The organism is Variovorax sp. dw_308 (genome assembly GCF_019207085.1).
GTDB lineage: Bacteria > Pseudomonadota > Gammaproteobacteria > Burkholderiales > Burkholderiaceae_C > Variovorax.
In genome coordinates, this window is record NZ_JAATOM010000010.1 from 208,521 (window position 1) to 223,443 (window position 14,923).

A 14,923-nucleotide genomic window follows, 5' to 3' on the forward strand; every position below is an offset into this window, starting at 1 on the left:
CCCGGATCACGTGACTACTTGCTGTCCGGCAACACGGCATCGGCCGCGGCGCCGATGACCTTGCCGCCGATCTTGGCGGTGCCGATGGCGGCATCCGCCGCGAGGCCGACCGCGCCGGCGCCCACGCTCACAGCGGTGCTGGCAACGGAGACCACGGCGCAGCCGCCCAGCAGGCTGAGGAGCGCCGCCAACATGGCAGCAATGACCAGGCGATGCGATGGATGCGTCATGGCCGGATTCTGAACCTCAACGCACCCGCATGCCAGGCGTCGCGCCCGGCCACGGTTCGAGCACATGGATGCCGGGGTTGGCTTTCTCGTCGGCGTGGCTGGCGGCCAGGACCATGCCTTCGCTGATGCCGAACTTCATCTTGCGCGGCGCGAGGTTGGCGACCAGCACGGTGAGCTTGCCCACCAGTTGCTCGGGCTGGTAGGCCGAGGCGATGCCGCTGAACACGTTGCGGGTCTGCGGCTCGCCCGCGTCCAGCGTCAGGCGCAGCAGCTTGGTCGAGCCCTCGACTTTCTCGCAGGCCAGGATCTTCGCGATGCGCAGGTCGATCCTGGCGAAGTCGTCGATGGTGATGGTCGGGGCGAGTGCTTCGCCGCCGGGGGCGTCCGGGTCGCTGGCGGGTGCCGCAGCGGCGGACTTGGCTGCGGCCTTCGCCGGTGCGGCAGCGGGTGCTGCAACCGCGGGCTCGTCGGACTCGAACAGCTTGTCGAGCAAGGCGGGATCGACGCGCTGCATCAGGTGCTTGTAGTCGTTGATCGCATGGCCTGCGCCGAGCGCCATCGCGGCGTCGGGCCATTGCAGCGCCTCGATCTTGAGGAAGGTTTCGACGCTGCTCGCCAGCGCCGGCAGCACCGGCTTGAGGTACAGCGCGAGCAGGCGGAAGGCCTCGATGCAGACCGTGCAGACATCGTGCAGCCGCGCCTCCATGTCGGGCTTCCTGGCCAGTTCCCAGGGCTTGTTGGCATCGACGTATTCATTCACGCGATCGGCCAGCGCCATCGTGTCGCGCAGCGCGCGGGCGTAGTCGCGGCCGTCGTACAAGGTGCGGATGCTGTCGGCCTCGGCGCGCAGCGTGGCCAGCAGCGCTTCGCCGTCGCCCGTCACCGCGCCCAGCTTGCCGCCGAAGCGCTTGCCGATGAAGCCGGCGCTGCGGCTCGCGATGTTGATGAACTTGCCGACCAGGTCGCTGTTGACGCGCGCCACGAAATCATCGGGGTTGAAGTCGATGTCCTCGTTGCGGCCGCTGAGCTTGGCCGCGATGTAGTAGCGCAGGTGCTCGGGGTTCAGGCCGACCGAGAGGTAGCGCAGCGGATCGATGCCGGTGCCGCGGCTCTTGCTCATCTTCTCGCCGCTCACGGTGAGGTGGCCGTGCACGAAGATGTGGTCGGGTGCCTTGCGGCCGCTGAAGTGCAGCATCGCGGGCCAGAACAGCGTGTGGAAGGTGATGATGTCCTTGCCGATGAAGTGCACCTGCTCCAGTTCCGGGTCGGCCATGTATTCGGTGTAGCTGATGCCGTCGCCACCGGATTCGATGCAGCGCGCGTCGAGCAGGTTCTTCAGCGACGCGAGATAGCCGACCGGCGCGTCGAGCCAGACGTAGAAGTACTTGCCCGGCGCGTCGGGGATCTCGATGCCGAAGTAGGGCGCATCGCGGCTTATGTCCCAGTCGCCGAGGCCGCCCTTGCCTTCGTCGTCCTTGTAGAGCCATTCGCGGATCTTGTTCTGCACCTCGGGCTGGACGTGGCCGGGCGCAGCGGTCCATTCCTTCAGGTAGGCCTCGCAGCGCGGGTCGGACAGCTTGAAGAAGAAATGCTCGGAGCTGCGCAGCTCGGGCTTGGCGCCGGACAGCGCCGAGTACGGCTCGATGAGGTCGGTGGGCGAATACACGGCGCCGCAGACTTCGCAGTTGTCGCCGTACTGGTCCTTGGCATGGCAGTTGGGACACTCGCCCTTGATGAAGCGGTCGGCCAGGAACATGCCCTTCTCGGGGTCGTAGAACTGCTCGACGCTCTTGCTGGTGATGAGGCCGGACTTGTCGCGCAGGTCGCGGTAGATCTGCTGGGCGAGCTCGTGGTTCTCCGGTGCGTCGGTCGAGTGCCAGTTGTCGAAGGCGATGTGGAAGCCGTCGAGATACTGCTTGCGGCCCGCCGCGATGGTGGCCACGAACTGCTGCGGCGAGACGCCGGCCTTGTCGGCGGCGATGGTGATGGCCGCGCCATGCGCGTCGTCGGCGCAGACGAAGTTGACCTCGGCACCGTTCATTCGCTGGAACCGCACCCAGATGTCGGCCTGGATGTACTCCATCATGTGGCCGATGTGGAACTTGCCGTTGGCATAGGGCAGGGCGGTGGTGACGAAGAGCTTGCGCGGGGACATGGAGGGCGCTTTCCAGGGGAGGGGAACAGAAGACGGGGTGGTGCGGTCGCGGGCACGCTGGCCGGGCCGGACCCGCATTTTAGGTGGGCCAGCCTTACGATGCTCCGGCCATGCACCATGCGGCCTTTTTTCGCAACTTGAACCTCGGGCGGCCGAACAGCCCGACGCGGGCGCAGTTCGAACAGGCGTTCATCGATGCAGGGGCAGCGGCGGCGCAGTCGTTCCTGACCAACGGGACGATCGCGTTCGATGCGGGCGCGCGGCCAGTCGACGCGTTGCTGGACCAGGCCGCCCAATCGTTGACGGCTTGCTGCGGGCTGTGCGAGCCGGTGTTTGTGCGCGAACTGGCGTCGCTGGCGGCACTGGCCGATGCGGCCCCATTCGAAGGGGTCGACCGCGCATCGGTCTATGAGTTCTGCATCACCTTCCTGCACGCAGATGCGGTCGTGCCTCGAAACCTGCCCGTGATCTCGCCACGCGGCGATGTGCAGATCGTCCATGTGACCGACAGCGAGGTGTTGAGCGTCGTGCACAAGTTCGGCCAGAGCCCCGGCAGCCCGAATGCGTATCTGGAGAAGACACTCGGCCTGCCCGCCACCACACGCGCATGGAATACCGTGCTGCGCCTGCTCACCAGGCACGGTTGAAGCGACGACTCCCGGCGTATGCTTTCGGACCCCGGGCGGCCTCTGGCTCGCCTCGACCCCATTCCCCGATTCACGGAAACGCACCGATGACCACTCCCATCCCCGCAACCCTCATCCCCGGCGACGGCATTGGCCCCGAGATCGTGGACGCCACGCTCGCCGCACTCGACGCATTGAAGGCGCCCTTCGAATGGGACCGTCAGATCGCCGGACTCGGCGGCGTGCAGGCGTCCGGCGACCCACTACCGAAGGCCACGCTCGACAGCATCCGCCGCACGCGCCTCGCATTGAAGGGGCCGCTCGAGACACCGTCGGGCGGCGGCTATCGCTCGTCGAACGTGCGCCTGCGCGAGGAGTTCGAGCTGTATGCCAATCTGCGGCCGGCCCGCACCATCGTGCCCGGCGGGCGCTACGACAAGATCGACCTGGTGGTGGTGCGCGAGAACCTCGAAGGCCTCTACATCGGCCATGAACACTATGTGCCGATCGATGGCGACCCGCATGCGGTGGCCATGGCGACCGGCATCAACACGCGCCAAGGCAGCCGCCGCCTGCTCGAATACGCCTTCGAGACGGCCGTTGCGACGGGCCGCAAGAAGGTCACGATCGTGCACAAGGCCAACATCATGAAGGCGCTGACCGGCATCTTCCTGGAGACCGGCCTGGACCTCTACGAGAAGAAGTACAAGGGCCAGTTCGAGCTCGACACGGTGATCATCGACGCCTGCGCGATGAAGCTGGTGCTCAACCCCTGGCAGTTCGACATGCTGGTGACGACCAACCTGTTCGGCGACATCCTGTCGGACCTGGTGGCGGGACTCGTCGGCGGACTGGGCATGGCGCCGGGCGCGAACATCGGCACGAATGCGGCGATCTTCGAAGCGGTGCACGGCTCGGCGCCGGACATCGCGGGCAAGGGCATCGCGAACCCGACCGCGCTGTTGCTGGCGGCTGCATTGATGCTCGACCACTGCAAGTTGCCGGAGCTTGCAACGCGGCTGCGCAAGGCGATCGACGAGACGCTCAACATCGACAAGGTGCGCACCGGCGACCTCGGCGGCAGCGCCGGCACGGCCGAATTCACGAAGGCGCTGGTGAGCCGCATCGCGGGAGGTTGAGGACGCCATGTCGACAACCCTGCCTGTCCTGTCGCTGATCGAAACCCGCGTGCTCGGCGTGCTGGCCGAGAAACAGCGCACCGTACCCGACAGCTATCCGCTGACGGTCAACGCGGTCGTCTCCGGCTGCAACCAGAAGACCAGCCGCAACCCGGTGCTGGAGGTGACCGACACGCAGGCGCAGGCCGCGCTCGACAGCCTCAAGGGCTACAGCCTGGTCTCGGAATCGAGCGGTGGCCGCGCCTTCCGCTACGCGCACAATGCCGACCGCGTGCTGCGGGTGCCGTCGCAGTCGATTGCGCTGCTGACCGTGCTGATGCTGCGCGGCCCGCAGACGCCGGGCGAGTTGCGCATCGCCTGCGACCGGATGCACAACTTCGCCGACATCTCTTCGGTGGAGGGCTTCCTCGAAGAACTGGCGGAGCGACCGGCCGGTGCGCTGGTGGTCAAGCTGGCGCGGCTGCCCGGCGCGCGCGAGAACCGCTGGGCGCATCTGCTGAGCGGGCCGCCCGTGGAAGATGCGGCGGGTCCGGAGCCTGCGGGCGCGGAGGCTTCGCTCGGCGAGGTGGCGGCGCTCAAGGCCAACGTGGCCCGGCTGGAATCGGAAGTGGCCAGCCTCAAGGCGCTGGTGGCACGCGTATGCGCTGAACTTGGAATCGAAGAAACACCGTCAACATCATGAACAACACAAGCGGTATCGGCAGCGAAGTGCTCGCCACCTGGCATCAACTGGTGCGCGAGCGAGATTCGAAGGGGCTGGAGGCCTTGCTGGCGAACGATGCGGTCTTTCATTCGCCGGTGGTCCATACGCCGCAGGTCGGCAAGGCGGTGACGCTGCAGTACCTCACGGCCGCCTTCCGGGTGTTCTTCAACCCGAGCTTCCGCTACCTGCGCGAGACGGTGGCGGCCGACCATGCGGTGCTGGAGTTCCAGGTCGAGATGGATGGCATCAGCGTGAACGGGGTCGACATGATCACCTGGAACGACGTGGGCCAGATCGTCGAGTTCAAGGTCATGTTGCGCCCGCTCAAGGCCATCAACCTGATCCACCAGAAGATGGGCGCGATGCTGCAGGCAGGGCACCAGCAGCAATAGCGATTACGGGCAGCTACCGAGCACGTAGTAGCCGGGGCCGGTCTGCTTCAGCGTGGTCGTGGCGAAGATGTTCCACAGGCCCATGAACTGGTTCGAGCCATTGGCAAAGGCAAGCCACATGCTGACGTAGGCGCGCCCGGCGCTGACGTGCGCGTAGTTCGACGCGGTGAAGCAGGCGGCGGCGCCGCCCGTCGTGGTGCCCGTGGCCGGCGTCGAGGCGGCGCCTTCGACCCCCGAGGCATCGACGGCTGCCACGGTCCATGAATAGGACGTGCCCGCAGCCAGGCCAGTGTCGGTGAAGCTGGTGGCGGCAACGGGCGCGGCGTTCGACTTGCTGCCATTGCGGTAGACGTTGTAGCCCGTGGCTTCGGCCACCGCGGTCCAGCCGATGGTCATGCTGCTGGATGTCGCCGCGGACAGCGTGACACCCGTGGGCGCGGGCAATGCGCCGCCGCCCCCACCGCCGCCGCTTCCACTACCTCCGGAAGCGATCTGGTCGACCATGGCCTTGATGGCCGCCTGCTGGCTGCCGGCGCGCTGGGCGAAGTTGCTGCCGTACCAGCCGATCCAGTCCCAGCAACCGTTGCCGTTGGGCAGCGTGCCGCTGGCCGATGTCGGGTGGCTCGTGTTGTCGACGCGGGTCTGCGGGAAGAGCACGACGATGCGGTTGGTGTCGGCCCAGCGGGTGTAGCCGGTGTTCTTGATGAACTTGTCGCCGATGGTGGCGTAGTTCTGCTGGCAGCCGTGCAGCGCCACGTGCAGCCGGCAGGTCGCGGCGCCGCTCGCGCATTCCGAAGGGACGTAGATCCATCCGGTATGCGCCATGCCGGCATTGCCGGTGAATGCGGTCTGGTCGAACTCGACGTAGTTGGCGGCGGCTGGCGCATTGTTGCGGGCGTTGAGCGTGCCGTAGAAGCGGGTCAGCGCGGCCTTGGCGCCGTCGTAGCCGCAGTTGCTGATGTAGGGAGAGGCGGCGGAGTTGCAGCTGTTGTTGCCGGCGCCGTCGAAATCGGTCGGAAAGGTGTGGGCCGTGCTGGCGCGCTTGACATAGTCGAGGTTGGCGGCGGCCACGCCGTTGGCCGTGTACTGCGTCTGCACCGCGTTCATCGGATTGGGGCCGACGGTGGTGTCGCTGTTGCCGACGAAGAGGTAGACCTTCTGCTGCGCGACGTTCGCCTTGCTGTCGATCGCGGTGTCGCTCCAGTTGTTGAGGTCGGACTGCATCGTGTTCAGCATCTGGCTGCTGATCGTCGCGTTGTACATGCAGGCCGTGTAGTAGCTGTGGCCGGCGCACATGTAGGGGCCGCCTGCGAAGACGCCGACGCCGCGGAAGGTGGCCGAGTAGGCGTAGCCGAGCTGGTTGGCCATGAAGCCGCCGGAGGACAGGCCCGACACGGTGGTCTGGGCCGGGTCGATCTTGAGGCGCGGCAAGGGAGACGCGGCATGCGCCGCCAGCCCTTGAAACCACAGGGCCGCGAAGACGGCGGCCAGAACGACGAATCGCTTGCGCATCAAGTTGTCTCCTTGGGCGGCACGCTGGTCAGCGGGCGTGCAGTGTAGCCACTTGCGGGCCTGTCCAAGGGGTTGTGCCGGGGCGAACCCGGCAGCGTCGCAGCGCCTTCGAAGGTTCAGTCGTGCTGCGTGATCACCATCCACGGCATGCCGAAGCGATCCTCGACCATGCCGAAGGACGACGCGAAGAAGGTCTTGCCCAGCGGCATCCGGACCGAGCCGCCCTTGGCCAGCGCGTCGAAGATGCGCTGGGTCTCGGCATCGTCCCTGGTGCTGATCGACTGGCAGAAGCCCTTGAACTCCGGCTTGCCTGTCGCGTAGCCGTCGGAGGCCATCAGCAGCGATTCGCCGAGGGTGAACTCGGCATGCATGATCTTGTTGTCGTTGCCCGGCGCGCTGCCGGGCCCGCCCGGTTGCGGCGGCTCGGGGTTGTCCTTGAAGCGCATCACCATGCCGACCTTTGCGCCGAGGGCGGAGCGGTAGAACTCGAGCGCTTCTTCGCAGCGCCCGTCGAAGAAGAGATAGGGTTGGACTTTCATGACGGGTTCTCCTTGCGTTGAGGTCAGGGGTTGGCGGGCATGGCGCTCATGTCCATCCATGCGAGTTCCCAGAGATGGCCGTCCAGGTCCTGGAAGCCATGCTGGTACATGAAGCCGTGGTCGTTGGCCTTGTTGGGCGTGGCGCCCCCGGCGGCCACGGCCTTGGCGACCATGTCGTCCACCTCCCCGCGGCTCTCGCATGACAGGCAGACCAGCACCTCGGTGCTCTTGTGCGCGTCGCTGATCGGCTTGGGCGTGAAGGTCTTGAAGAAGGGCTCGACCAGCAGCATCACGAAAGCCTCTTCGCTGACGATCATGCAGGTCGCGTTCTTGTCGGTGAACTGGGGGTTGAACTTGAAGCCCAGCGCGGTGAAGAAGGCCACCGACTTGTCGAGGTCCTTGACGGGGAGGTTGACGAAGATCTTGGTGCTCAATGCAGTTCCTTTCAGGTGGAAAAGGGTGGTTTGTGTACGCCGTCCACAAAAGATAGCAGACATAATGGACAGCGTCCACATTGGAAACAAATGCGCACAGAGCCCACTCCGCCACCGGTCCGCGACAGCTATCGGCATGGGGACTTGCGGCGCGCCTTGCTGGAGGCGGGTATCGAGCTCGCGCGAGGCGGCGGGCCCGAGGCCGTGGTGCTGCGCGAGGCGACGCGTCGTGCCGGCGTCGTGCCCAACGCGGCCTATCGCCACTTTGCGAGCCGGCTCGAGTTGCTGCGGGAGGTGCGCGCCGCGGCGCTGTCAGCAGTGGCTGCTGCGATGGAGAAGGAGCTTGCCGCCGTCCCCGCCAAGGGCAGGGCTACGGACCTGGCACGCGCCGGTTTGCGTGCCGTCGGCACAGGCTACCTGCGCTTCGCGCGCGTCCAGACGGGGTTGTTTCGTACCGCCTTCTTCGGCCAGCCCGAACTGCTGGAGCCTCTGAACGCCGGACCGGGCGCGGTGGGGCCCGGCGGCCTCAACCCGTTCCAATTGCTGGGCGCGGCACTGGACCGCATGGTCGCGGCGGGTGCGATGCCTGCTGCGCGCCGGCAGGGCGCCGAGTTCCTGGCGTGGGCCGGCGTCCATGGGCTGGCCCTGCTGATGATCGAAGGCCCGTTGCGCGGCGTGCCGGAGAAGCATGCGGAGGCGCTGGGGCAGCAATTGCTGGACATGATCGAGAAGGGTCTCTAGGCTGGATTTCCTGGCGATCCATCGTGGGCCATGATTCAACCGAAATGCCCACGAAGGCTGCCGAGTCCACTACGACAATCAGACTGCAGAAGCGTCGGCATGTGCCATGCACCCTTGCACAACGAACCGATGACCGACAAAAGCAAATTCACCTCCGAACACAACGCGGCATATCTTCAACAGGATGTGCTTGCACCGGGCCAACGCTGGTACGCCTTCGACGTACTGATGCCGCTGGCCCGAAAAGGTCATGCGACCAAGTTTGTGATGACCTTGTGGAACTACCACCAGACCAAGACGGCACCTGTCGTGCGCGAATGCGCCATCAGGAAGGATCGCGCAAGCGGATCGTATTGGTACAGGGTCGCCAAAGAAAAGCCAGGCGTGAACAACAACAACCGCAAGAGCCTGTGGAGTGCCATCGACATTGCCAACAATGACGGCTTGCCGATGTTCGGCATCCTCAAGGACGTGCAGACCAAGCGTTGCTCGCTCACAGACATTTATCCCATCGCAGACGTTGTTTACGAGCAGGACGGGAGCGCGCTGTGGCTCTTGCTCGACGGCGAGGTTGGCTGCGAAGTGGAGGTCGCCGACCTTCATCACGTCACGGCGGCGTCGCGTGCACAGGCCTAGCTGTCGAGTCCCACGAGGTTGCTCATGGCCGGGATGCGGCTCCGAGCCCCAGGCATCCAACTGCGCCGGCCTTTCCATGCAACCGCCGAGGCGGGCGTCACTACCTCAAGCCTTGCAAAGTAAAAACGTGACGCCGCCCGCCAGATTCCAATCGTGCCGCGGCTACTTCGTTCCGGGCTTGCCGGTGTACGGATTGAAGTTTCCGCGAGTCGAGTAGTTGTCGCTCCTGGTGCTGTTCGGATTGGTGGCGTGCGAGGGGGCGACGTAGGTTCCGTTCGATTTCGAGTAGCCACTGATGGAGTGGCTTGAACTGTTGACCCCCGTCCCCGAGCTGTAACCAGAGTGGCCGCCGCCGCCTCTCGCAAATGCACCGCTCACAAGCAGGCAAGCGCAGGCGGCAATGGCAATGTTCTTGATCATGGTGTTCTCCTCCGCCCAATATTGGGCAGGGCCAGTGTCAGATCGTCAACGAACTGTTGCCGTAGGGGTTAGCGAGAACCCATCTCTCCTAGCGAAGAGGGATGCGGCGTCCAGATTTCCGTGATCGATGTTCTGCCGCACGGCCTCCTGGAGCGAGCACATCAGGCAACCCGCAGCACGCCATCCAGCGGCAGCGCGTGCCAGTCGATCCACTCGCCGACCCGGACTGAATGCGTGTCCGCGTCGCCCCCGTCGACTTCTCCCCGGCGCACCCGCAGCGTACGCCCATCGAGCCGCAGCGTGATCTCGAACCCGGGCCAGTGCGCCGGCACGCGTGGCGTCATGCGCAATGTCGGGCCACGCAGTTCGAGCCCCAGCAGCGTCTCGACCGCCGCGCGATGCATCCAGGCCGCGGAGCCGGTGTACCAGCTCCAGCCGCCGCGCCCGACATAGGGTGGGGCGCCATAGGTATCCCCGGCCATCACATACGGCTCGATCTCATAGACCGGACCGCGCTGCGGATGCCGTGCCCGGTGCGCGGGGCTCAGGCCCTCGAAGCTGCGCCACGCAGCCTCATGGTCGCCCTGCAGCGCCTGCGCCATCAAGGCCCACACGGCGCCGTGCGAATACTGCCCGCCGTTCTCGCGCACGCCCGGTGGATAGGCCTGGATGTAGCCGGGGCTGTTGGCCGAGTGTTCGAACGGTGGCGTCAACAGGCGCAGCAGCCCGGCCTGCTCGTCGCCAAGTTGCTGCCTCAGCGCCGCCATGGCCTTGTCGGTGAAGGCAGGGGTCGACGCGCCCGACAACACCGACCACGCCTGCGCGATCAGGTCGATGCGGCATTCGGTGTTGGCCGACGAGCCGAGCGGCGCGCCATTGTCGAAGAAGGCGCGCCGGAACCATGCGCCATCCCAGCCCGCATCGTGCAGCGCGCCGATCCAGCCATCGCGCGCAGCCCGCCACCTGGACGCCCGCTCGTGTTCCCCGCGCGCATCCGCCAGCGGCGCATAGCGCTCGACCACCGCGCACAGGAACCAGGCCAGCCACACCGATTCGCCCTTGCCTTCGCTGCCCACGCGGTTCATGCCGTCGTTCCAGTCGCCGGTGCCCATCAGCGGCAGGCCGTGCGCGCCTTTCGTGAGGCTGTGGTCGATGGCGCGTGCGCCGTGCTCGTAGACCGTGGCCACCTGGTCGCTGGTCTGCGGCACGTAGTACGCGTCTTCGGCACCCGGTGGAATCTGCGGGCCCTCGATGAAGGACACCGGCTGGTCGAGCAGGCTGGCATCGGCCGTGACCTCGACATAGTGCGCGCATGCAAAGGGCAGCCACAGCAGGTCGTCGGAAAAATGCGTTCGCACGCCGGCGCCGCCCGGCATGTGCCACCAGTGCTGCACGTCGCCCTCGGGCCACTGGCGTGCGGCGTTGACGAAGATCTGGTTGCGCAGGCGCGCGGGGTCGATGGCGGCGAAGGCCATCGCGTCCTGCAGTTGATCGCGAAAGCCGAAGGCGCCGCCGGCCTGGTAGAAGCCGGCGCGCGACCACAGCCGGCAGGCGAGCGTCTGGTAGAGCAGCCAGCGGTTGACCAGCACATCGAACAGCGGATCGGGAGTGCGCACCTGCACGCGGCCCAGCAGTTCGTCCCAGAAGCCTCGCGCCTGCGCCAGGGCCGCAGGCACGTCGCGTTGCTGCCATCGGGTGGCCAGCTGTGCCGCGGCCGCCGCATCGGCTGCGTAGCCCAGCGCGAAGGCAAAGCGCATCGTCTGTCCCGGCGCGAGCGTGAAGTCGCCAGCGATGGCCGCGCAGGCATCGAGCCCGCTGCCTGCGCGTCGCCCCAATGCGCTGGGGATCTCGACGCCGCCACGGCGGAAGAACTCGTTGCGGTCGCAAGTCCAGTGCGTCGCCGCCTGCAGCCCCGCAAGCATCAGGAATGCCGTGCCGCCGCCCATGCCGGTGCTCGATTCGCGTTGCTGGCCGAACACGGCGGGCAGGTCGTCGGGCTTCCAGCAATGCACCGTGCGCCGCGCGCCGCGCGCCGGGCCCAATTGCCATTCGGCCATCGCCAGCGCCCGCAGGTTGCGCGGCGTGGCGCCTTCGTGCCGGACCTCCACCTGCACCAGCTTCACGCTGTCGTCGCGGTCGGCGAAGAAGGTGGTCGCCAACACCAGCCCACCGTGCGTGCACTCGAACACGGTGTAGCCCTGTCCGTGCCGCACGCGATGCACCGCGTCGCTGCCCGGGCCGCGACCCGCGGGGGTGAGCGGCAGCAATTCGCGCGAGTCGAGGTCCTGCAACAGGTAGTGCTCGAACGCGGGGTCCTGCACCGGATCGTTCGACCAGGGCGTGAGCTGTTGCATCTGGCTGTTGACGGCCCAGGTGTAGCCTGCGCCCGCCTCCGAGATCTGGAAGCCGAACCCGGCATTGGCGATCACGTTGATCCAGGGCCGTTCGGGCCGGTGCGTCGCGTCGACATCGAAGCGGAATTCGCCGCTGGCCGCGTCGAAGTCGCCGACGACCGCGTGAGCGGCCCTGTCCGACGTGGCCGCGCTTCTAAGCGGCGCCAGCAGCGGCACGCTGGTTGTCGTAGAGGCCTGGCCCGGCGATGGCGTGATTGGTGCGGGCTCGCGCAACGCGGCCACCTGTAGTTCCAGGGGCCGCCCATCGGCCGTGAACACCGCCCGCGCCAGGCTCGACAACGCCGCTTTCTCCGCGGGCGTCACCTCCTCGTCGCGCAACAGGTAGAAGCCGGCGGAGTCGTTGCGCGGAAAGCTGTTCTGCGTCTGGTGGCTGATGCGATCGCGCAGGGCCTCGATCTCGCGCTGCAGCGGCATCTGGTACGAAGCGGCCTCCGCATTGAGCACGACCAGGTCGCAGGCCACCCCGCCAAAGCCCCACCAGGGCTGGGCGCGCAGCAGCGTGTTGATGAGGCCCATGCCGGTGCCGGAATGAATGTGCACCAGCACGATCGGCTTGTCGCCCGAGATGCCGAAGCGCCACAGCAGCCGCAGGTCGATGAGGCCGCGATCGCTCATCACCCGCGGCGTGGTGTAGGTCAGGATGGTGGTCAGGTCCTGCAGCGCGAGGTTTTGCGCCGGCCCGATGTCGAGGTCGCGCAGACGCACCTGCGCCAGCGTCGCGGCCATGCGGCTGGCGCGCTCGACGAGCGTGAATTGCAGGTAGCGGTCGATCACGGGGATGAGCGCGTCGGTGCTGTCGGCCGCTGCCGTCGCGAAGGTCACGCGCGCCGTGGCGCCGGGCCGGATCGACAGGCGCACCCGCAGGCAGGCGATCGGGTCGAGTCCGTTGATCGGTGCGCCGTCGGGCGTCATCGGCTGCGGGTCCAGCGCGGGCATCGACAGCCGGCCGTTGCGCCCGATGAAGGCGCGCCGGTCCGCCATGCATTCCACCGAGAGCATGTGCGCATCGACCGCCGCGACGAAATGCGCCGCGGCCACCACCGGATCGCCCTGCAGCCGCGGCTTGCGCGTCATGAGCAGCGCCCGCCAGGTCGGCTCCCAGCGCGTCTCGACGAAGAGGTTGGCGAAGGCGGGATGGGCCTCGTCGGCCTTGGGCAGCGACAGCACGGGTTCGAAGCAGGAGATCAGCTCCAACTCGCGCGTCTGGTCGCTGGTGTTGTGCAGCGTCACGGTACGCAGCTCGGTGTCGTCCTCGGGGCTGATCAGCACGGTGGTGCGCGCCTGCAGGCCGGGGCCCTTCGCGTCGAACTGCACCTGGTCGGCGAGGAAGCGGGTGCGGTAGCGCCACTCCGCGCCCGGTGCCGGCAGGGCCGTGAGCGATGAGAGGCTGCTGTCGCTGTCGCGGACGTAGAAGAAGGTGCCATACCCATCGCGCAGCGGATCGTCGCGCCAGCGGCTGACGTTGAAGGCCTGCCATCGGCTGACGCCGGCGCCGTTGGCCCGCAACGCGACCGTGTAGCGGCCGTTGGAGAGCAGGTGCGTGGGCTGGAAGCCGGGCACCATCGGATCGACGGTGCGTGGCTGGAACACCGGCGCGGCATCGCCGTTCGCGGGTTCGGGCGGCGTGCGCGGGTCGGCACTGCCGATGACCTGGCGCGGCGTGCGCTCCTGCAGCAGGGCCGCGTAGGCCTCGGCCAGCGCGGTTTCGCCAAACCAGCGGCGCGGCGCCTCGCCGCACAGCAGGTTGCACAGCGCCACCAGCGACATGCCCTGGTGGTGCGCCATGAAGTTGCGCACCACGCTGAAGGCTTGGCCCTCGGCCTGGCGCGAGACGGTGAAGTCGACCGCGTCGCAGAAGCCGAGCTCGCCGCGCGCGCCGAGCGACTCCAGCCGTCGCAGGTTGAGCACCGCCTCATGCGGGGCCAGTTGCGCGGCCATCAGGCTGGCGTAGGGCGCCACGACCCGGTCGGTGAGCGGCGTGCGACGCAAGGCCAGCCGGGGCACGCCGAAGGGCGAATACTGGTAGGCGAGCGAATGGTCCCGCGCGTAGTACGCGGACTCCGAGACACCCCACGGCAACTGCTGCGCCACGCCGAAGGCCTGCTGCTCGCGAATGGCGGCAATGCTGGCCACCTGCAGCAAGCCATCGTCCGGCTCCGGCATCACCAGGCCGGGCATGAGGTACTCGAACATCGAGCCCGACCACGACTTCAGCCCGGGCCGCACGCCGACGGTGACGTACGGCCGGCCGAGCGCGCTCCAGTTGCGGCGCGGCACATCGCCCTTGGCAATCGCGATGAAGCTCAACAGCCGCGATTCGGAAGCCAGCAGGTCGTAGTAGCTCGCATCGAGCACGTGCTCGTCGGCGCGCAGGCCGATGTGGAAGAGGTGGCGCTTGGCGTCGTAGAGGCCGCTGAAGTCCATTGCGCCGGCGAGCGTGTCGCAGCGCCGCGCGAGGGACTCGAGTGCGTCCAGGGCGGCGCCGCCGTCGCGCGCACGCACCCGGCAGGCCTGCGCCACGGCCATCAGGTGGCCCGCCAGGTTGCCGCTGTCCACGCTCGACACATAGGCCGGCCGCAGCACCTCCAGCGAGCGCGTCTCGTACCAGTTGAAGAGGTGGCCGTCATGCTTGGGCAAGCGCTCCACGCTGTCGAGTGTCGCGCCGATGCGCGCGGCCAGCGCGGCGCTGTCGATCCAGCCGAACTCGCGTGCGCAGCAGGTGGCGAGCAGGTACATGCCGATGTTGGTCGGCGAGGTGCGGTGCGCGACAGTGAATTCCGGCTCGAGCTGCAGGTTGTCGGGCGGCAGGTGGTTGTCCTCGGCGCCGACCACCTTCTCGAAGAATCGCCAGGTGTCGCGCGCGACGGTGGCGAGGTAGTCGCGCTCGTCGGCGGGCAACTGCGCTTGCGGCCCTGCCTGCGACGGCGGGCGGCTGCTCCACCAGGCCACCAGCGGCGCGCAGGCCCACACGGCGAACAGCAG

General features: G+C 67.4%; 13 protein-coding genes. 6 read left to right on the forward strand and 7 right to left on the reverse strand.

Going from position 1 to position 14,923, the window contains the following annotated elements; all coding sequences use genetic code 11:
* Positions 1-14: 14 nt before the first annotated feature.
* Complete coding sequence (locus HCU76_RS20600) at positions 15-230, reverse strand: hypothetical protein (RefSeq protein ID WP_213953251.1); 216 nt, start codon at positions 228-230, stop codon at positions 15-17.
* 16 nt (positions 231-246) lie between these two features.
* Entirely contained in the window at positions 247-2,385 is a 2,139-nt protein-coding gene (gene metG, locus HCU76_RS20605; RefSeq protein WP_213953252.1) for a methionine--tRNA ligase, read from the reverse strand.
* Positions 2,386-2,495: 110 nt separating this feature from the next.
* Here metG and HCU76_RS20610 point away from each other — a divergent pair, with 110 nt between their 5' ends.
* From HCU76_RS20610 to HCU76_RS20625, 4 genes are all read left to right on the forward strand, one after another.
* Positions 2,496-3,032 carry a DUF1697 domain-containing protein gene (locus HCU76_RS20610; protein WP_213953253.1) on the forward strand — a complete coding sequence of 179 codons (537 nt, stop codon included), beginning with the start codon at positions 2,496-2,498 and terminating at the stop codon, positions 3,030-3,032.
* 86 nt (positions 3,033-3,118) lie between these two features.
* Positions 3,119-4,150, forward strand: coding sequence for an isocitrate/isopropylmalate dehydrogenase family protein (locus tag HCU76_RS20615; protein WP_213953254.1), 1,032 nt, complete (start codon positions 3,119-3,121; stop codon positions 4,148-4,150).
* A 7-nt stretch (positions 4,151-4,157) separates the two neighbouring features.
* Positions 4,158-4,832: a YceH family protein gene (locus HCU76_RS20620; protein ID WP_213953255.1), complete on the forward strand. Its 675-nt coding sequence runs from the start codon at positions 4,158-4,160 to the stop codon at positions 4,830-4,832.
* Entirely contained in the window at positions 4,829-5,245 is a 417-nt protein-coding gene (locus tag HCU76_RS20625; protein ID WP_218628093.1) for a nuclear transport factor 2 family protein, read from the forward strand. The genes HCU76_RS20620 and HCU76_RS20625 overlap by 4 nt, the downstream gene beginning before the upstream one ends.
* 3 nt (positions 5,246-5,248) lie before the next feature.
* On the opposite strand, the gene HCU76_RS20630 is transcribed toward HCU76_RS20625, so the two are convergent.
* The 3 genes from HCU76_RS20630 to HCU76_RS20640 form a co-directional block, all read right to left on the reverse strand.
* Positions 5,249-6,757 (reverse strand): fibronectin type III domain-containing protein, encoded by a 1,509-nt coding sequence (locus tag HCU76_RS20630; RefSeq protein WP_213953256.1) that lies wholly within the window; start codon positions 6,755-6,757, stop codon positions 5,249-5,251.
* A 116-nt stretch (positions 6,758-6,873) separates the two neighbouring features.
* Positions 6,874-7,296, reverse strand: coding sequence for a VOC family protein (locus HCU76_RS20635; RefSeq protein ID WP_213953257.1), 423 nt, complete (start codon positions 7,294-7,296; stop codon positions 6,874-6,876).
* Between the two features lie 23 nt (positions 7,297-7,319).
* The gene (locus tag HCU76_RS20640) at positions 7,320-7,730 is read right to left on the reverse strand and encodes a VOC family protein (RefSeq protein ID WP_213953258.1); all 411 of its coding nucleotides are present in this window, start codon (positions 7,728-7,730) and stop codon (positions 7,320-7,322) included.
* Positions 7,731-7,820: 90 nt separating this feature from the next.
* Here HCU76_RS20640 and HCU76_RS20645 point away from each other — a divergent pair, with 90 nt between their 5' ends.
* Both HCU76_RS20645 and HCU76_RS20650 read left to right on the forward strand, forming a co-directional pair.
* Positions 7,821-8,471 (forward strand): TetR/AcrR family transcriptional regulator, encoded by a 651-nt coding sequence (locus HCU76_RS20645; RefSeq protein ID WP_213953259.1) that lies wholly within the window; start codon positions 7,821-7,823, stop codon positions 8,469-8,471.
* Positions 8,472-8,600: 129 nt separating this feature from the next.
* Positions 8,601-9,107 carry a hypothetical protein gene (locus HCU76_RS20650; RefSeq protein WP_213953260.1) on the forward strand — a complete coding sequence of 169 codons (507 nt, stop codon included), beginning with the start codon at positions 8,601-8,603 and terminating at the stop codon, positions 9,105-9,107.
* 162 nt (positions 9,108-9,269) lie between these two features.
* Here the strand turns inward: HCU76_RS20650 and HCU76_RS20655 are convergent, their stop codons facing one another.
* On the reverse strand, positions 9,270-9,527 hold the full coding sequence (locus HCU76_RS20655; protein WP_218510502.1) for a hypothetical protein: 258 nt from the start codon (positions 9,525-9,527) through the stop codon (positions 9,270-9,272).
* Positions 9,528-9,688: 161 nt separating this feature from the next.
* The coding region (locus HCU76_RS20660; protein ID WP_371319866.1) for a GH36-type glycosyl hydrolase domain-containing protein at positions 9,689-14,923 on the reverse strand (5,235 nt) is incomplete at its 5' end.

Excerpts from the sequence above, each read along its gene's own strand:
- HCU76_RS20645 (WP_213953259.1), top strand. The coding sequence starts at position 7,821 with ATGCGCACAGAGCCCACTCCGCCACCGGTCCGCGACAGCTATCGGCAT.
- HCU76_RS20650 (WP_213953260.1), top strand. The coding sequence starts at position 8,601 with ATGACCGACAAAAGCAAATTCACCTCCGAACACAACGCGGCATATCTT.
- HCU76_RS20610 (WP_213953253.1), top strand. The coding sequence starts at position 2,496 with ATGCACCATGCGGCCTTTTTTCGCAACTTGAACCTCGGGCGGCCGAAC.
- metG (WP_213953252.1), bottom strand. The coding sequence starts at position 2,385 with ATGTCCCCGCGCAAGCTCTTCGTCACCACCGCCCTGCCCTATGCCAAC.
- HCU76_RS20600 (WP_213953251.1), bottom strand. The coding sequence starts at position 230 with ATGACGCATCCATCGCATCGCCTGGTCATTGCTGCCATGTTGGCGGCG.
- HCU76_RS20655 (WP_218510502.1), bottom strand. The coding sequence starts at position 9,527 with ATGATCAAGAACATTGCCATTGCCGCCTGCGCTTGCCTGCTTGTGAGC.
- HCU76_RS20635 (WP_213953257.1), bottom strand. The coding sequence starts at position 7,296 with ATGAAAGTCCAACCCTATCTCTTCTTCGACGGGCGCTGCGAAGAAGCG.
- HCU76_RS20615 (WP_213953254.1), top strand. The coding sequence starts at position 3,119 with ATGACCACTCCCATCCCCGCAACCCTCATCCCCGGCGACGGCATTGGC.
- HCU76_RS20620 (WP_213953255.1), top strand. The coding sequence starts at position 4,158 with ATGTCGACAACCCTGCCTGTCCTGTCGCTGATCGAAACCCGCGTGCTC.
- HCU76_RS20630 (WP_213953256.1), bottom strand. The coding sequence starts at position 6,757 with ATGCGCAAGCGATTCGTCGTTCTGGCCGCCGTCTTCGCGGCCCTGTGG.
- HCU76_RS20625 (WP_218628093.1), top strand. The coding sequence starts at position 4,829 with ATGAACAACACAAGCGGTATCGGCAGCGAAGTGCTCGCCACCTGGCAT.